We start from the raw sequence: 17890 nt of genomic DNA, 5'->3' as shown, positions 1-17890 counted from the left end.
AATAAAAAATGATTGCCTGTAAAGTCCTTCGGCTTGCTCTTTTAGTTCCCTACAGAAAAAGAGTGCCTGCAATTAGGCACCCTACACGTTTATGAGTAACGAATTAACGAAAAGACGTCGTAATCTTTAATCTTAGCTCGGCTATCAATATACTGAAGCTCGATTAAAAACGCACATCCAACAACAACGCCGCCAAGCTTCTCAACGAGCTTGATCGTCGCTTCAATCGTACCACCCGTTGCAAGTAAATCATCCGTAATAATCACACGATCGCCTTCTTTGATGCTGTCAGCGTGAATCGCAAGTGTGTCCTTACCATATTCAAGACCATAATCTTCTGTCACGACTTCCCGTGGAAGCTTCCCTGTTTTACGAACAGGCACGAAACTCTTCTCTAAAGAGTACGCGATTGGACAACCGACAACAAAACCACGTGCTTCAGGGCCAACGACGATATCAACGTCTTTGGACTTTACGTATTCTGTCATCTCATCAATTGCCTTTTTGTAGGCAGGACCATTTTGCAAAAGTGGCGTAATATCCTTAAACTGAATGCCTTCTTTCGGGTAATTATCAATAATTTTAATGTGTGCTTTGTAATCCACTGCGTATTTCCTCGCTTTCAATTGGCTGCTCAACTAAAAAAAGGATGAAAAAAATGTTTTTAGTTGCTCAGTTGTTGACATTAACAACGTTGTTTCAACTTCAACTTTTTTTACGATGACGCTCGTAAATTGGAGCGTCGGTTAAGGCTTTTTTTAGAAGGTGTGTCATTGAGCTCGACGCGCCCTTCACGCTTCGTAATAAACTGCAACTCTTCAAAAACGACAAACATAAAGCGGACCGTATCGACAGACCATCCTTTATGACGAACAATTTGTTCGATCGTGCGCTGAGCATCAAGTGTACCTTCTTGTTTAATATACGCAAACAACCACTTAAATTGTTCACGCGTTGGAAGCGATGTGAAGTAAGCTTTCGTTTCGTCTTGCAACAACACATATAGCGTATCCATCTGCTTTCCATAATGACGGAAGACGTTCTCTAGCGAAGCTAATTCCTTTGGTAAATCAATGAGCACAAATGTTGTCACCGATTCAGAAACCCTCTCACTCGTACCATCGATAAGTTGATGTTCTGCAATCCCTAAATTAATCAGTGTTTGTTTCATTGCATCTTGGAATACGATGTAGCTCGTCTCATGATCAAAACGCTCAATCGTTTGAATCGGTTTCCCTCTCATATCAAACACTTGCGTTTCACGAACCTCTGCATCACGAATAATCAGTTGGGGTTTTACGTTGCCTCGCCACTCATTATTCTCTAGCTCACCAATGACTGAGATGAGGCTATCATCGCTAACCGTATCATTGATATAGCTTTTTCGAAACCCAATACAATCAAGTGTTGCTCCGTCACTTTCAAGAAGCATCTTTACGTGAGTTTGATCGCTGCCAATCGCTTTCTTTTGCGCAATTGCTGCGTTTCTAATAAGAACACTCGGCTTTGGATTTTTCACACCGAATGGAGCAAGTTGCTCAATTTCTTTAATTAAGCTCGTCGTCACGTCATTCATCTTTAATTCTAATTCTACAGGAGACGTTTTTATGAAATCTTCATCTGTCATCGTTTGTTTTACAGCTTCGTTTAAATGCGCTCGTAACAAATCAATGTTCGTATGATCAATCGTTAAACCCGCAGCCATCGGATGCCCACCGAAATGGGTGAACAGCTCTCTGACCGTTGACAATGACTCATACAGATCAAAACCTTCAATACTTCTGGCAGACCCTTTGCCGACACCTTCTGAATCCAGTGCGATCACGATGCTCGGTCGTTGGTAGTTCTCGACTAATCGCGAAGCAACAATCCCGGTTACACCAGAATTCCAATTTTCGTTTGCGACGACAATGGCATCTTGCTCAGTCAACTTCTCAGACATCGCAACCGCTTCTTTCGTGATCTCTTCAACGGTGCGTTGTCGTTCGACGTTTAATTGTTCAATACGTTCTGCGAGATGATAAGCTTCTTCTTGATCCGTCGTAAGCAAGATCTGGCAAGCAGGATCTGCACTACTCATTCGTCCGGCAGCATTTAAACGTGGACCAAAGCCGAAACCAACATTCTCTGCAGTAAATGGTGGATCGCTAAGTCCACTCAACTCACAAAGTGCCTGCAAACCAGGACGATCAAGTCTTGATAATACCCTTAGTCCTCGTTTGGCAAAATAACGGTTTTCATCGATGAGTGGAACTAAGTCACTAATCGTACCTAATGATACGAGATCAAGACCGTCTTTAGGAACTTCACCTAAAAGTGCATGAGCCACTTTCATCACAACACCAACACCCGCGAGATCACTAAACGGGTATAAACAATCTTTTTGTTTTGGATTAATGACCGCAAATGCATTAGGAATTTCTGGACCTACTTCGTGATGATCTGTAATGATTACATCTAATCCTAATTCGTTCGCATATGCGACTGTATCAACCGCAGCAATTCCCGTATCTACGGTAATGAGTAGTGTTGTACCTTCATCGTACAATTTATTAAAGGCATTCCGGTTCGGACCGTAACCTTCAGTAAACCGATTCGGAATGTACCAATCGTATTTCGCACCTAGCTTAGAAAGGGTCTCACACATAAGCGCTGTGCTTGAAACACCGTCAACATCATAATCGCCAAAAACGACAATTTTTTTCTTGATCAATAATCGCTTGATGAATACGATCAACGGCTTCTTGCATCCCTTTCATAAGAAAAGGATCGTGCATACGATCCTCATTCATATGTAAAAAAGCTTCCGCTTTTTCTTTTGTATCACATCCACGATTGATCAGGAGGTGGGCGGTTAAGCGCGATACCTCTAGTTGTGTAGCTAACACTTGGGCAGATTCCGATTCAGTTTTCAGTTCCCACTTTGTTGTTGGTTGTAACATCGGTAGCGACCTCCTCACCTGACCGTAACTATTATACAGAAGAGACAGCGGAACGACAATGAACTTTTCATGTCGTTTCGTTTTCTTGATTTTCGTCGTTATTATCAACAGGATCTGGATGATCGCTTACTTGTCGGCCTTCCTGTTGATTTTTCTTTAGACGTTTTATTTCTTGTTGGAGTTTGTATACCTTAAGGAGTCCAACCGCCCCAACGATAACGCCGCCCATTAATACCGAGCCTAGAATAATTAAGATCAGTGGAACTTGAGTTGTTGTAAACATAAAGTCTACCGTTACAGAATCCACATTGATCACTGCAAAGATTGAAATGATTAATGCCGCAACTAACCCTAAGATTAATGTCCATTGCCCTCTCATTGTTCGTTCACTCCAGTCTCATCTTCATCTTCCACTTCATCTAATGGATTTACATGAACGAGTACGTTGCGCACACGTTCTTCTTCCATGAGCACCGCCTTGACATTCTTAGCAATGTCATGACCTTCACGTACAGAAATTGTCGGATCTACTCCTATTTTAATATCTACAATTACGTAATGTCCATGCTCTCTTGCATGAAACTCATCAATATGATACACACCTACTACTTTTCGTACATTTTGCTTCATCTCTACTGTATCCTCATCATGCAAAACATGATCAAGCGCATTGTGAACAGCATCTTTTCCGAGTTTAAATGCCATGACCATAACGAGTAATGCAACGAGAATTCCTGCAAACATGTCGCCGTACATTAACCAAGCGATGCCAAAGTGAGCACCGAGTAACGAGGCAATAATCCCCGCCATTGCAGCGATTGAAGAATACGCATCTGAACGGTGATGCCATGCATCCGTAATAATTGCTTCACTATTGTATTTTCTTCCCAAATGAAGCTTATAACGAAAAAGAAGTTCTTTAATGATAATGGAGATGATAATCACATACAATGCAATCATCTGTGGAACTGGGTTTTCTGAACCAATGTCACCGAACGTACTCATCGCAATTTCTAATCCGACCATAAAAAGAAGCACACTCACGATGATGGCTGTAATCGATTCGGCTTTGCCGTGTCCATATGGATGATCTTTATCTGGAGGTAACTCTGCTGCTCGCACACCAATTAAAACGGCAAAGGACGTCACCACATCGGCTGCTGAATGGACAGCATCAGCAATTAATGCTCGACTGTTTGCAAAAACCCCAACAATGCCTTTGACGAGTGCTAAGACGATATTAATAACAATCCCTAACCAAGCAGCAAAATTTATTTTTTTGTAGCGCTCCTTTGTGGCTGTATCCACGTCTTCCCCCACTCCCTTCTCATAGATATGGACGGTAAAGATACCCCTTCATCTTGAAGGGGTATCTGACTTAGTATTCTTCGGCCTCTACAGGTTTATTCTTTTGTCTTTCAAGTGATCGATGTTTCATAACGAGCCAAAGTTGAGCTGCAAGGAACAATGAAGAATACGTTCCGGCAATCAGACCAATAACGATCGCAAAAGCAAACGACATAATCGCTGAACTACCTAGTAACCAAATCGCAACCGCTGCGAATAAAACGGTTAATACCGTATTAATCGAGCGCGTTAACGTTTGAAGTAAACTATCGTTTACTACTTTTGCAAGATGATCAAACCCTTTGATTTCATCTTGTTTCTTCATGTTCTCTCTTATTCGGTCAAATGTTACGATCGTATCATTGATCGAATAACCGACAACGGTTAATATGGCTGCAATGAATGGAATGTTTACTTCTAGTTGGAAGATGCTAAACATCGTCAAGACGAAAAACGCATCATATAAAAGCGCAACGACGGCTGCAACACCATATAAAAATTCAAATCGAAATGCAACATAAATGACGATTCCAAACGCCGCTATAAGCGTTGCGATGATCGCATTTTGTGCAAGTTCTCGACCGATTTGTGGTGAAACCGTACTTACACTTGGTTCCTCACCAAATTCATCAATAAAGTAACTTTGAATGGTCGTTACATCTTCTTGAGGCATCGCACCGATAAACCGTGCGGATGCTTGTTCATTATTATCACCAGCAAGTGTAATGTCATCAGGCTCATAGCCCCCTGCCTGTATAAAGTGATCTGCAACTTCTTCTTCTGTTAACGTCTCACTTGAAGCAACATCTACACGAGTACCACTTTCAAAGTCAATCCCTAAATTAAGACCAACCGTTGAAAGTAAAATAGCTCCGATTAATACAATGATAATGGAAAGACCAAAATACTTCTTTCGATGTTTAATAAGGTCAATGTTCTTATTCGCCATATTAAAGTCCACGAACATCACGTCCCTTCACACCGAATAGCCAATACTTACGATTTAACGCACGACTATTGACCCATAATCCAAGTAAAAGTCTCGCACCCCAGACCGCTGTAATAAAGCTTGTTAGGATACTAACAATTAACATGACCGCAAATCCTTGTACTGCGCTTGTTCCGAAATAAAACATCACTGCTGCGGCAATGATTGTCGTGATGTTGGCGTCAATAATCGTTCCTAAAGCTCTACGACTTCCTGCTTTGTAAGCAGATTTCACTGATTTCCCGTCTTTCAATTCTTCCTTAATCCGCTCATACGTTAATATGTTTGCATCGACTGCCATACCGACACCAAGTATGAGTGCAGCAATACCAGGTAACGTAAGTACACCTTGGATCGCATTAAAGAAAATCATAACGAGGTAAATATAAACAGAAAGCGTAATCGCCGCAATGATACCCATAAATCGGTAGTAACCGATCATATAAAGAAAGATCAAGGCCACACCAATCATACCGGCAAACAATGTTTGTTGTAATGCTTGCTCACCAAGTGATGCCCCAACTGCATTCGAGTACACTTCTTCAAGAGAAACCGGCAATGAGCCTGCATTCAAAATATCTGCTAGAAATTCTGTTTCTTCAAGTGTAAAGTTTCCCGTAATACTTGCATCTGTCGTTAACGTTTGTTGTACCGTCGCTGCTGACATAAATGCCGGGTCTTCTTTTTGCGCTTCCTCTTCAAAGCTCATGCCTTCTTCATAATCAAGCCAAATAACGAGTAAGTTTTCTGGATATGATTTCTGAGCAAGTTCTGTCGTAATTTCTCCGAACAATTCTCCATCACTAATTGTTAATGAGACAATCGGCTCATTGTTCTCATTAAATGTTGCTTGTGATCCCCCTTGTTGAAGCGACTCCCCTGTCATTAATAAGTTGTCATCAATATCACGGAATGATAATTCAGCTTCAGTACCAAGTGTTTCTCGAGCCGTTTGTTGATCTTCAACACCTGGGAGTTGGACACGTATTCTGTCTTCTCCCTCAACAGATATCGCAGGTTCTGATACACCCAGTACGTTAACACGTTGATTCAAAGCGGTTGCGGTTGATTGGATGTCTTCTTGTGTCAACTCTCCATCATCAGGCTGAAGCTCGTACAACACTTCAAAACCGCCTTGTAAATCTAATCCTAAATTCGTATCTCTCGCTACATCAGTCGCTGTTTGTGCGATGAGTACGCCAAGAGCAATGACAATGGCGAAAAACGCACCAATTCTCAGCCCTTTTTTTACCCATAAGAGGTCCTCCTTAGTGAACAAAACAATCACGTTCTGATATGTAAAACATATACAGTTGATTTGGCACAATATCTCTATTATACGGACGTAGAAAATTGAGTGTCAATGACGTAGTACATCATCGAGTAAACTTTCTAAATCATTACGACCCGAATCCATCCCGTCCATCTCGCCTCGATAAGCTGAAATCGTAACATGATTCATATAATCTGTCACTGACAACCGCATAAACGAATTAACAAATTGATAAAACGGAACGAACTCCGGTTGTTTTCGAAGTTTCTGGATTCCTGCTTGCCAAACGAGTTCTTTTGTCGCTTCTTCATAACCAAGTAATTGAAATTCATCTACTTTCAAAATTAAAACAGGCTCTAAATCATCTTTCCACACGTCAAACTGTTGCGGATTCACTTCACTTCACCTCTTTTGTGATCAGGTTCATCAACTAGTCATGCTTGGACAACTTCGGCATACATATGTAAAACGGACAACCCTTAAATGTCTAACATCGAGGAGGGCGGTTATGTCCAAGCAATCGTTTTTTGCAGGCGCGTTAATCTTAATTATCGCCGGGTTGGTAACACGAATACTCGGTTTCGTAAATAAGATTGTTGTTGCTAGAATCATGGGCTCTGAAGGAATGGGTTTGTATATGATGGCGATTCCGACATTTTTACTCGTCATCACCTTAACACAACTCGGTTTACCCGTAGCAATCTCAAAATTAATTGCTGAAGCCGACGCGAATGGCGATCACGTGCGAAAGAAACGCATTCTCGTCGTGTCACTCACAGTAACCGGTATACTAAGTGTAATCTTCACCCTACTCATTATCGTGATTGCACCATTTCTCGCTGAATGGATGTTAACCGACGCAAGAGCACTATACCCGCTACTTGCCATCATTCCGATTGTACCAATCGTGGCATTATCTGCCGTTGTTCGTGGCTATTTCCAAGGCATGCAAAACATGCGTCCGATTGCAATCGCACAAGTGATTGAACAAGTTGTACGTATCGCATTTGTAGCCATTTGTACGAGTGCTTTACTGCCATACGGCGTTGAGTTTGCGGCCGCCGGTGCAATGATTTCTGCTGTACTCGGGGAACTCGCCTCTTTACTTTACATCATTTACGTATTTAAACGGAAAAAAAACGTTAAAAGTTCGCAAAAACTTTATGAGCGCCCTCGAAGGCGGGAAACAAACATTTAAAGACTTAATGGAGATTGCCTTGCCAACGACTGGCAGTCGACTCGTAGGAAGTGTCTCCTTATTCCTTGAGCCAATCGTTGTCGCACAAAGTTTAGCTGTTGCAGGCGTTGCGACAGTGCTTGCTACGAGCCAATACGGTGAACTGAGTGGCTTTGTCGTACCACTCCTATTCTTACCTTCATTCATTACGTATGGCTTATCGGTCTCACTCGTACCTGCCATTAGTGAAGCACATAGCAAAAATGACCACACCCTCATACAGAGACGGCTTCAACAGACAACAAAAGTGGCTTTATTGTCCGGTGGGATCTCAATCGTTGTGCTGTATGTATTTGCAGTCCCGATTTTAACACTCATGTATCATGCACCCCAAGCTGCAATCTATTTAAAACTAATGGCTCCATTTTGTATATTCTTATACTTTCAAGGGCCGCTACAAGCAATTTTACAAGCACTCAACCTGGCCAAATCCGCGATGTACAACAGTTTGATTGGCGCTGTCGTTAAAATTACAGCGATTGCTTTTCTAGCTTCTCGTCCTGAGCTTGGAATGATGGGCGTTGCCCTTGCCATCTGTTGTAGTATGGTGCTCGTAACTTTGCTTCATTTCATAAGCGTCTCACGAGCTGTCGGATTTACCATTCGCATTAAAGATTGGGTGAATACCGCCATCGTCACCCTCCTCACCGTCGGCGCTGCCACGATAAGCTTTAAGACGTTTGTTACAGCAGACCATATGCTTTCAGGTACACTTTTAAGCATTGTCATTTCACTTTTTGTCTACATGATCGGACTATTTATCTTTCGATTGCTTCATTTCAAGAATATCAGTCGTTTGCCGATACTTCAATCACTGTTTCGTTAGGATAAAAGGCCTCCACTTAACCTGGAGGCTTTTCTATGTACTCAGTGCTTCTCATCGATGATCAAGTGACCATTTCGACTTCCTGAACAAACGGCAATTTTTTTTGAGATCGGTATACCCTCGCTTCATCAGTTCTTTTACTAACCAATCTCTACTTTTTCCGATGTGGTTTAAATGTTTCTTCTGAACTTCTCCATCAATAATAAAAGGAAAAGGAAAAACAACATCTCCTGCAGTCGTTTCAATTTCGATCACCGACAAATCACCTGAAGGCTCAAGTATCGCATACGCAACTCTAGAAAAATCCGTAATATCGTGTTGCCTTAATTGCAGCATCAAGTCATCAAAGTTGTATCGCTGTTTGCGCATTTCCGCTTCATTCACTTTTCCATTCTCGATAATTAATGAAGGTACCCCGTCTAATAGATCCCTCATACGATTACTTTTCAATGACACGTACGCCAAAATAATTTGCGTGCATGCTAAAACAACGATCGGAAACGCACCAATCACAATATTACGCTCTTCAATTCCTTTAACTGCAAATTCTGCAATCATAATGGAAACAATAAAATCAAGAAGTGTTAGCTCACCGACTTCTCGCTTGCCCATCACGCGGATTGCAATTAACAAAAAGAAATAATAAAAAAGAATGCGCCAAAAAAATTGAGAACAACTCTTCCAATGTATTCGCTCCTCATAACTCATTAACGAGTAGTATTCCTCAACTGTTGTATGCTCATGTAACTTTTTCTTCTATCAAAGTAACTTCTGCATATGTTTAAGTAGACGAACACGGTCAAGCGTTAACAACTTCAATTTAGAGGAGGAACACTATGGATCACACTTTTACGAGAGCAATTGGTGGTTCATTGCTAACGATGCTCTGTCTCGTATTAGCTAGCAGTTTAATTTTAGCAACAATTTTACGGTTAAGTTCAATATCTGAGCACTCAATCGGTGGCGTTACGATGGCAATTACGTTAATTATTACGTTTATTGGCGGAATGGTCGCTGCGATGAAAGCAGGGGCTAAAGGGTGGTTATTTGGCTTACTAGCTGGTGCGATGTTTGTCATCTTCGCGATTACGATTCAATACCTCGGCTATGGTAATGCATCATGCTTTCTCAACTTCTATTGTTTTCTTTATGTCTAGTCACTGCGATGGTCGGAGGCATGATTGGTGTTGGTATTCGCTCTTCTATACGTTAATAGAAACGCAAAAACCCGAAGCAGTGAGTAACTGCTTCGGGTTTTTAATTAGTTTTGGTTGACTACTTCACGTACTGCTGAACGATCATATGTTAGCTTACGATTATCGTTAACAAGCAAAACTATTTTCTCTTCATCAATTGCATCAATTGTTCCATGCAATCCGCCGATTGTGATGATGTCGTCGCCTTTTTGCAAGTTCGAATGCATCTCACGTACCTGCTTCTGACGCTTTTGCTGCGGACGAATGAGCAGGAAATAGACGATTGCAAACATCAGAACGAGCATAATAATAGGTTCTAATGCCATCTATGTTCACTCCTTTCCTTATTGTACATGTACCACTTTTTGCTTTTCATGTACAATATTTTAAACTGCAAACCCTCATTTAGAAGTTCTTTGCATCTGGACGATTAAAACCATATTGCTCAAAAAAACTCTTCTTTGAAATCTAGAAGACGGTCTTCTTTAATCGCCTCACGAACGTTCACCATTAAGTTTAGCAGGAAATACAAGTTATGGTAAGAGGTTAAACGAAAACCGAACGCTTCTTTGCTCTTAATTAAATGACGAATGTATGCTCTTGAATAATTTTTACACGCATAGCAATCACATTTCTCATCAATCGGACGGAAATCGCGAGCAAATTCGGCATTACGAATGACCTTACGACCTTCAGAAGTCATGCACGTCCCGTTACGACCAATTCTAGTTGGCAATACACAATCAAACATATCGACACCACGAATCGCACCGTCAATAAGCGCGTCCGCGGAACCGACTCCCATCAAATACCTTGGCTTGTTGTCAGGTAAATGTGGCATCGTTTCTTCAAGCACCTTGTTCATGACATGCTTGGGCTCCCCTACGGATAAACCACCGATCGCATAGCCTGGGAAATCCATCGATACGAGATCTTCAGCACTTTGACGTCTTAAGTCTTTATACTCCCCACCTTGAACAATACCAAACAACCCTTGGGTCGTGTTGCCTTCATGCTCACGGAGACAACGCTCTGCCCAACGACTCGTACGTTCTACGCTATCTTTCATATACTTGTACTCAGCAGGATATGGAGGGCATTCATCAAATGCCATCATAATGTCAGATCCTAATGCATGTTGGATTTGCATCGCTTTCTCAGGTGATAAGAAAAGCTTCTCTCCGCTAATATGATTGCGAAAACGTACACCTTCTTCGTCAATATCACGGAGTTTACTCAAACTAAACACTTGGAATCCACCAGAATCGGTTAAGATTGGACGATCCCAATTCATAAATGAGTGCAATCCTCCAGCTTCGCGAATCAAATCTTCCCCAGGACGTAACCATAAATGGTATGTGTTTGAAAGAATGATTTGTGCATCCATTTCTTTTAGCTCGTCAGGGCTCATCATTTTTACGGTTGCGAGCGTCCCGACTGGCATAAACATTGGCGTATCAAAGCTTCCGTGAGGCGTATGCACTTTTCCAAGTCTAGCCCCAGACTGCTTGCATGTCTTAATATGTTCATAATACACGGCTGTCATTAGTTGTTGATTCCTTTCTTCATAACCATCGCATCGCCAAAACTAAAGAAGCGGTAGCGCTTTGCAATGGCTTCTTTATACGCATTCATAATGTGCTCTCGACTAGAAAAGGCACTAACGAGCATCATTAATGTTGATTTTGGCAAATGGAAATTTGTTATCAATCCATCAATCGCTTTCCATTCGTAACCTGGAAAAATGAAAATATCTGTCCAGCCAGAACAGGCTGTAAAAGCTTCATGTTCATTAACGATTGTTTCAAGAGTTCTCGCTGAAGTCGTTCCACAAGCAACGATTGAACGTCCAGCTGATTTCGCTTCATTCAAAACCGTAGCGGTTGCATCATTCATCTCGTAAAACTCCGCATGCATGTCATGCTCTTCAATCGTATCTACACTTACCGGGCGAAACGTCCCAAGACCAACGTGGAGCGTAATATAACAGATGTTCACACCTCGGTCTTTTAACTCGCCCAGCAGTTGTTCGGTAAAGTGCAAACCTGCTGTTGGTGCTGCAGCTGCACCTGAACGTTTTGCAAATACCGTCTGATAACGATCTTGCTCTTCCAAACGCTCCGTAATGTATGGCGGTAATGGCATTTCACCTAAGCTTTCAAGAACTTCGAGAAACACACCCTCATAAGAAAACGACAACTTCCGCCCTCCATGAGCAAGAATCTCCGTACAGGTCGCTTTTAATCTGCCATCTCCAAATGAAATGGTCGTTCCCACCTTTACGCGTTTGGCAGGCTTTACGAGTGCTTCCCACGTATCATTTCCTTCATCTTTCAAAAGCAGGCACTCAATGTTGGCGCCTCCTTGTTCTTTCGTTCCGAAAACTCGTGCTGGGATCACTTTCGTATCGTTTAATACGAGGCAGTCTCCAGGCTCAAACATAGAAACGATATGCTGGAACGTTTCATGTCGAACACTCCCGTCATCAGCATCCAGCATTAACAACTTTGATGTATCTCGTTGTTCTAAAGGAGTTTGAGCAATGAGCTCTTCAGGTAAGTCAAAATCAAAATCTTTTACTTTCATCGTGGTCACTCCTGCATCTAATTAACGAAAACGCCCGATCAAAAATAGCACCAATGATAAAACAACACTAATGATAATCGACGTTACAATCGGAAAATACACCGTCGTATTTTCTCCGCGAAAAATAAAATCACCTGGCAGTTTGCCTAAAGGCAAAAACTTCCCACCAACTTGCCATAACAAACCGATCGCAATGAGCGTAACGCCTATTATTACGAGCCATTTTGGAAACTCTGCCAACTTTTTAGACATCTCCTTTATCGAAGTTAAAGTGTTCGTACGCAAGCGGCGTCACGAGTCTTCCTCTCGGTGTACGTTGCAAAAAGCCGATCTGTAACAAATAAGGCTCATAAACGTCTTCAATTGTTTCTGATTCCTCTCCAACCATCGCAGCCATCGTCTCGAGCCCAACTGGACCACCTTTGAACTTCTGAACGATCATTGAAAGTAAGCGCACGTCATTAGGATCAAGCCCTAGACGATCGACTTGTAGTTGCTCTAACGCCTTTTCCGTCGCTTCATAGCCGACCGCCGTTCCACTGTCTGACACTTGCGCGAAGTCTCTAACGCGTCGTAACAGTCGATTTGCAATTCGCGGTGTAGCACGAGAACGTCTTGCAATTTCGAGTGCTGCTTGTTCTTCCATTTCTAGAGAAAGCAACTTGCTACTACGTATTACAATTGATGCTAGTTCCTCAAGAGAATAATATTCAAGCCGACTCAACACACCAAAACGATCGCGTAACGGTGCGCTCAACATGCCAGCCCTCGTCGTAGCTCCAACGAGTGTAAACGGAGGAAGGTCCAATCGTATCGACTTAGCCTCTGTTCCTTTGCCAATCACAATATCTAAACAAAAGTCTTCCATCGCAGGGTATAACACTTCTTCAACTGAACGATTTAACCGATGGATTTCATCGATAAAAAGAACATCGCCTGGCTCGAGCGTCGTCAGAATCGCAGCCAAATCACCGGGTCGGTCGATTGCTGGTCCAGATGTCGTTCGTATATTGACGCCCATCTCATGTGCAATAATTGTAGCAAGAGTCGTCTTTCCAAGACTGGAGGTCCATACAACAACACGTGATCTAGGCTTTCTTCACGAAGTTTGGCAGCCTGAATAAAAACTTGTAAATTCTTTTTTACTTGATCTTGCCCGATATAATCCGCAAAACTAAGCGGTCGAATCCCTTGGTCTAACTGTTCTTCTTCCTTCGTTAATGCTTCTTTTGAAATGACGCGGTCGTCCAATCAAATCCCCCCTTTACCGTTCAACAAATAATCGAAGGGCTTGCCTTACGTATTCATCAGCAGTCAAATCGTTTCCTTGTAATGCCTTCTCTGCTTTCTTAATCTCACGCTCACCGTAACCGAGCGCTCGTAGAGCATCCATGGCTTCATCTAAGGCGTCGCTTTCTTTAGCAAACAACGGTCCAGTAGCCATCAATTGTTCTTCATCCATAACGAAGTCAAGCTTGCCTTTAAGATCAAGAATCATTTGTCTCGCCGTTTTCTTGCCTATTCCAGGGAACTTCGTCAACATCGTTTCATTCTCTTCTTCAATGGCTTGAATAACGACTTTGGAATTCCCCTCAGCAAGCACCGCTAAAGCCCCTTTCGGGCCAATTCCTGACACTTGCAACAATCGACTAAAGAGCACGCGCTCTTCCCTCGACTTAAAGCCGAACAGCTTAATCGCATCTTGAATGATATGTGTATAAATAAATACGTTTACTGTTGCACTCTCATTAGTTTCATACGCAAATGGATTTGCACAGTAGACGTGATAACCGACACCATGAATGTCGACAGTGACAGACTCGTGGTCACGATAAACAATCGCTCCACTTAAACGTTCATACATGGATTGTCCCCTTTTCCATCGTTTGTCTTCAGTGTAGCATAATGCTCACTTCGATGGGAACACGTATTCTTAGGAAAGCTCAGCATTGTGATAAACGTTTTGAACATCGTCATTGTCTTCAAGTTTATCAATGAGCTTTACCATCGTTTCCTCTTGTTCTGGGTTAAGTTGAGTCGTGACTGTTGGGATCTTTGTGAGTTCTGAGGCCTCAATGGTATAACCTGCATCAACGAGTGCTTTTTTTACATCTTGAAGATCACCGTAAGCGGTTGTAATCAGCGCTGTATGTTCTTCAACTTCAAACTCTAATGCTCCCGCTTCAATCGCTTCTAACATAAGCTCTTCTTCATCAAGATCGCATAAATGGATAACAATTATGCCAGCATCTTCGAAAAGAAAAGATACAGAACCCGCTTCACCAAGGTTGCCCCCATTTCGTGAAAACGCGTAGCGTAAATCTGCCACCGTCCGGTTTCTGTTGTCCGTTAACACGTCAATGAAGATTGCTGTTCCTCCTGGTCCATAACCTTCGTACGTAATTTCTTCATACGTAACGCCATCTTGATTTCCTGCAGCTTTTTTTAATAGTTCTTTCTATATTATCACTCGGTAAGTTTGCCTCTTTACCTTTTTGTATAGCAAGGCGAAGTCTTAGGTTGGTAGCAGGATCATCGCCACCTGCACGAACAGACGCAAAAATTTCTTTCGTAATTTTTGTAAATACTTTCGCTCGTTTTGAATCTTGAGCTTCTTTACGCCTTTTTATGTTGTTCCATTTAGAATGTCCAGCCATTGTCATTCCTCCCCAATATGTAAATATATCACGAATTAGTAAAGCGCAAAAGGACTGGAGTCCTTTTCGCTTGTTGGTTAGCGACTACGTTCAAATGGGCGCTCGGCCATATTGCCAAGGTCACCAAGCATATCTTCAAAAGTCGCTCTTGTTTCATCGACCATTTCCCCACCAGCATTACGGATATCACGTGTGACGTTACGAACTTTCCCGAACATCTCATCATCATCGGTTACATACACGGTTTTGTTCGTATGATCTTCAACGGTATTTTTAATTTTTGCCTTCAGATCATCATCGATGTTACTTCCGCGAACTGCTATGACGACATGGTCTCCATCGACAACAACATGACTATCACCAATGCGATCCATGTTTTCTACTGCATGGTCAATCGTTCTTTCAAGGTCATGTTCAGTACTGTTGTTGTACTTTGCAGTGTGACCTTGATGGTGGTCATTGTTTAGCTGACCACGTTCATTTACCATACCAGGGTGATCCCCGGTTTCGCCATTATACTTTTGGAAACGTGCCTGATTGGCATCTCGTTCACCTTGCGTATAATGGTCTTTATCGACGACATCACGTGGATTACCATATGCCCATGAACTTCCCATTCCGTCATTAACGTTATGAGCGCTATCATGGCGCTCTGTTCTTGTCGTGCGATCGTCGACCGTTAACATGTCAGTAATTGGTCCTTCCCCACGATCTCCACGATTTGACCGGGTCATCTCATAGTCATGATCTGCTCCGCGGTAATCATTGACGTAATTCATGTCGTAATTTGTTCGGTCAGGAATTTGCTCTGCAGCGTTATTATTTCCACCACATCCGGCAAGTCCTGCAGCAAGCATTGTACAAGCTGTAATTGACAGTGCAAATTTTTTCATAAAAGAAAAATCCCCCTCACACCTAGGATGTGATAAAGGGGGAATTGATACACCTGTTATAAAGAGGAAAGCTCTCCAACTTACTCTTTGTGTTCGTCATCCGGACTTGTTGGCTGATAGTAATTTGGCGGGTACATCGGTTGAGCATAATAACCATATGGATCAACTGGAGCATAACCCATATATGGAGACGTCATCTGTGCCGTTGAACCTTCATGTCCGCGGTGGTTCGGCACATCATATGAGCCTTGATATTGCAACTCATAAGGAAGGTTCTCATAACTATAGCCTTCTGCAAATGGATATGATTCATACCCGTGACCGTGATGCATCATCGGTGGCGCCATTTGCTGATAAGGCATCGCACCAGGATACATTGAAGGTGCACATGGATAACAATATTGCATTAAATGCGGCGGTACTGGTTGACCATAATTCATGTGTCCATAAGACGGGTAAGACTCCATACAAGGATGTTGCATTGGCTGAGGCTGAACGTGCATTTGCGGTTGAGGTTTCGGCATTGGTTTTTGCGGTTTTTCTTGCTCTTTCATGACCGGTTTTTTCTCAACTTTCTTCTCAACCTTTGCAGGAGCTGGCTTTGTCATCTTTGACGGCACTGGCTTTTTCGTTTCTTTTTGAGGAACTTTTTTTCGGCTCAACTTTGTACTCTTTTTTTTGGTACTTCCATCTTCGGCATTTTCATCGGCGGCGGCTTCACTGCAGGGGCTTCTTTCGCTTTTGGTTGCTCCTTTTTCGGAGCAGGCTGCTCTTTAGCCGTGTAGTCTTTTGCAGGTTCTGCCTTTTTGGACTTTACCTGTACTTCTTTTTTTAGCTTGAACGCCTTTTCCCGGAACCTTAATTTTCATTCCAGGCATTACCATATCAGGGTTTGCAATTTGCGTGTTTGCTGCTTTAAGTTCCTCAAAGTTCACATCATATTTCTTCGCTAAGTTCCATAACGTATCGCCTTTTTGCACAATATGAATTTTCACAACTAATGTCCCTCCCGTAACCCGTATGATCCGTTACCAATTGGTTCTTCCCATACAAGATATGCACGAGTTACGAGGAGTATTCGTTTCGTTAGAGCGAGCGTTCTTTTACTTGAACAAATAGTGACGGGTACGTACCGAGTACGCGAGTCTCACACCCGAGCGCTTTTAGTTCTTCTAAAGCACCTGGCAACAAAACTTCATCATACGCATGTTCCACATCAATAATAAAGAAATAGTTACCGAGTCCGGTTTTTGTTGGGCGAGATTCGATTTTTGTTAAGTTTAGTTTACGCCAAGCAAATGCCGAAAGCACTTGATGCAATGCCCCAGAGAAATCTGAAGGTAATGTTACGACCACTTTCGTTTTGCTATGCTGTTCGTTGGCTTTTAAAAAGCTTGGCGCCACATCATTAGGCGATACGAGAACAAATCGCGTGTGATTATTTGTAAAGTCATGGATATTTTCTTGTATTATTTTCAATCCATATTTTTCCGCTGCTAATTCATTTGCAATCGCAGCTACATTCGTATGTTCATTCTCACTCACTTCTCTTGCCGCCTGAGCCGTTGAGGTTGCGAACTTTTGTTCAACCTCGTCTAATTCTCCGGTAATAAATTCGTGGCACTGAGCAATGGCATGTGGGTGCGAATAAACGGTATCAATGTCTTGCAAGTCGTTTACAGATGGGTGAACAAGTAAATGTTGTGCAATTGGAATGGCCACTTCTCCAATGATCGGAAATTCGTGTTTATGAATTAAATAATCAAGCGATATGTTTACGGATCCTTCAATTGTATTCTCTAAAGGAACGACAGCTGCATCGACTTGGTTTTTTTCAAGTGCATGTAACGTACTCGGAATGTCTTTATAAGGCATACGCTTTGCATCTGGCAAAAACGCTCGGGCAGCAATTTCTGTAAACGTACCCGCTGGTCCTAAAAAAAAG

17 protein-coding genes and 5 pseudogenes are annotated in these 17890 nt (G+C 42.3%); 2 read left to right on the top strand and 20 right to left on the bottom strand.

The features are described from left to right. Nucleotides 1-89 precede the first annotated feature (89 nt). The 8 genes from JCM19055_RS08430 to JCM19055_RS08405 form a co-directional block, all read right to left on the bottom strand. Entirely contained in the window at nt 90-605 is a 516-nt protein-coding gene (locus tag JCM19055_RS08430) for an adenine phosphoribosyltransferase (protein ID WP_042359438.1), read from the bottom strand. Between the two features lie 110 nt (nt 606-715). Further along, entirely contained in the window at nt 716-2713 is a 1998-nt protein-coding gene (recJ, locus tag JCM19055_RS08425; RefSeq protein ID WP_052366103.1) for a single-stranded-DNA-specific exonuclease RecJ, read from the bottom strand. Beyond that, nucleotides 2676-2942 (bottom strand): hypothetical protein, encoded by a 267-nt coding sequence (locus tag JCM19055_RS23295; protein ID WP_052366102.1) that lies wholly within the window; start codon nt 2940-2942, stop codon nt 2676-2678. Before JCM19055_RS23295 ends, recJ begins: the two co-directional genes overlap by 38 nt. A 67-nt stretch (nt 2943-3009) precedes the next feature. Continuing rightward, the gene (locus JCM19055_RS08420; RefSeq protein WP_042359437.1) at nt 3010-3321 is read right to left on the bottom strand and encodes a lipopolysaccharide assembly LapA domain-containing protein; all 312 of its coding nucleotides are present in this window, start codon (nt 3319-3321) and stop codon (nt 3010-3012) included. After that, a complete protein-coding gene (locus JCM19055_RS08415; protein ID WP_042359499.1) occupies nt 3318-4250 on the bottom strand; it encodes a cation diffusion facilitator family transporter in 933 nt (310 codons plus the stop codon). The genes JCM19055_RS08420 and JCM19055_RS08415 overlap by 4 nt, the downstream gene beginning before the upstream one ends. A 70-nt stretch (nt 4251-4320) precedes the next feature. Further along, on the bottom strand, nt 4321-5256 hold the full coding sequence (gene secF / locus JCM19055_RS25320; RefSeq protein ID WP_152549321.1) for a protein translocase subunit SecF: 936 nt from the start codon (nt 5254-5256) through the stop codon (nt 4321-4323). Continuing rightward, the gene (gene secD, locus JCM19055_RS25315) at nt 5240-6556 is read right to left on the bottom strand and encodes a protein translocase subunit SecD (RefSeq protein ID WP_081833550.1); all 1317 of its coding nucleotides are present in this window, start codon (nt 6554-6556) and stop codon (nt 5240-5242) included. The genes secF and secD overlap by 17 nt, the downstream gene beginning before the upstream one ends. A gap of 81 nt (nt 6557-6637) precedes the next feature. Further along, nucleotides 6638-6946: a post-transcriptional regulator gene (locus JCM19055_RS08405; protein WP_042359436.1), complete on the bottom strand. Its 309-nt coding sequence runs from the start codon at nt 6944-6946 to the stop codon at nt 6638-6640. Nucleotides 6947-7058: 112 nt separating this feature from the next. On the opposite strand from JCM19055_RS08405, the pseudogene spoVB reads away from it, so the two are divergent. Further along, nucleotides 7059-8613: pseudogene (spoVB, locus tag JCM19055_RS08400) on the top strand (stage V sporulation protein B). A gap of 51 nt (nt 8614-8664) precedes the next feature. Here spoVB and JCM19055_RS08395 read toward each other — a convergent pair. Next, nucleotides 8665-9225, bottom strand: coding sequence for a DUF421 domain-containing protein (locus JCM19055_RS08395; protein WP_265181957.1), 561 nt, complete (start codon nt 9223-9225; stop codon nt 8665-8667). A 224-nt stretch (nt 9226-9449) separates the two neighbouring features. Here JCM19055_RS08395 and JCM19055_RS08390 point away from each other — a divergent pair, with 224 nt between their 5' ends. Then, nucleotides 9450-9770, top strand: coding sequence for a TIGR04086 family membrane protein (locus JCM19055_RS08390; protein ID WP_042359434.1), 321 nt, complete (start codon nt 9450-9452; stop codon nt 9768-9770). Nucleotides 9771-9874: 104 nt separating this feature from the next. On the opposite strand, the gene yajC is transcribed toward JCM19055_RS08390, so the two are convergent. The 11 genes and pseudogenes from yajC to pheA all read right to left on the bottom strand — a co-directional run. Further along, nucleotides 9875-10135 (bottom strand): preprotein translocase subunit YajC, encoded by a 261-nt coding sequence (yajC, locus tag JCM19055_RS08385; protein ID WP_042359433.1) that lies wholly within the window; start codon nt 10133-10135, stop codon nt 9875-9877. Nucleotides 10136-10214: 79 nt separating this feature from the next. Further along, nucleotides 10215-11355 (bottom strand): annotated as a pseudogene (gene tgt, locus JCM19055_RS08380) (tRNA guanosine(34) transglycosylase Tgt). Beyond that, entirely contained in the window at nt 11355-12395 is a 1041-nt protein-coding gene (gene queA, locus JCM19055_RS08375; protein WP_042359432.1) for a tRNA preQ1(34) S-adenosylmethionine ribosyltransferase-isomerase QueA, read from the bottom strand. The pseudogene tgt and the gene queA overlap by 1 nt, the downstream one beginning before the upstream one ends. Nucleotides 12396-12416: 21 nt before the next feature. Beyond that, the gene (locus JCM19055_RS08370; RefSeq protein ID WP_042359431.1) at nt 12417-12647 is read right to left on the bottom strand and encodes a DUF2905 domain-containing protein; all 231 of its coding nucleotides are present in this window, start codon (nt 12645-12647) and stop codon (nt 12417-12419) included. Then, nucleotides 12640-13646, bottom strand: a pseudogene (ruvB, locus tag JCM19055_RS08365) (Holliday junction branch migration DNA helicase RuvB). The gene JCM19055_RS08370 and the pseudogene ruvB overlap by 8 nt, the downstream one beginning before the upstream one ends. A 13-nt stretch (nt 13647-13659) precedes the next feature. Next, the gene (gene ruvA / locus JCM19055_RS08360; RefSeq protein ID WP_042359430.1) at nt 13660-14259 is read right to left on the bottom strand and encodes a Holliday junction branch migration protein RuvA; all 600 of its coding nucleotides are present in this window, start codon (nt 14257-14259) and stop codon (nt 13660-13662) included. Nucleotides 14260-14328: 69 nt separating this feature from the next. After that, nucleotides 14329-15052 (bottom strand): annotated as a pseudogene (locus JCM19055_RS08355) (YebC/PmpR family DNA-binding transcriptional regulator). A 77-nt stretch (nt 15053-15129) separates the two neighbouring features. Next, nucleotides 15130-15945, bottom strand: a complete 816-nt coding sequence (locus JCM19055_RS08350) for a YhcN/YlaJ family sporulation lipoprotein (RefSeq protein WP_042359429.1) — start codon at nt 15943-15945, stop codon at nt 15130-15132. Nucleotides 15946-16025: 80 nt separating this feature from the next. Then, nucleotides 16026-16607, bottom strand: coding sequence for a hypothetical protein (locus JCM19055_RS08345; RefSeq protein WP_042359428.1), 582 nt, complete (start codon nt 16605-16607; stop codon nt 16026-16028). 111 nt (nt 16608-16718) lie between these two features. Next, nucleotides 16719-16940 carry a SafA/ExsA family spore coat assembly protein gene (safA, locus tag JCM19055_RS26295; RefSeq protein WP_042359427.1) on the bottom strand — a complete coding sequence of 74 codons (222 nt, stop codon included), beginning with the start codon at nt 16938-16940 and terminating at the stop codon, nt 16719-16721. Nucleotides 16941-17031: 91 nt separating this feature from the next. Further along, nucleotides 17032-17886: pseudogene (pheA, locus tag JCM19055_RS08335) on the bottom strand (prephenate dehydratase); the annotation flags it as partial. Nucleotides 17887-17890: the final 4 nt, after the last annotated feature.

It is taken from the genome of Geomicrobium sp. JCM 19055 (assembly GCF_000698185.1).
Lineage (GTDB): Bacteria > Bacillota > Bacilli > Bacillales > Marinococcaceae > Geomicrobium_A > Geomicrobium_A sediminis.
Note: the sequence above shows the minus strand (reverse complement) of the source record. Positions and strands in the feature narration are given on the sequence as shown.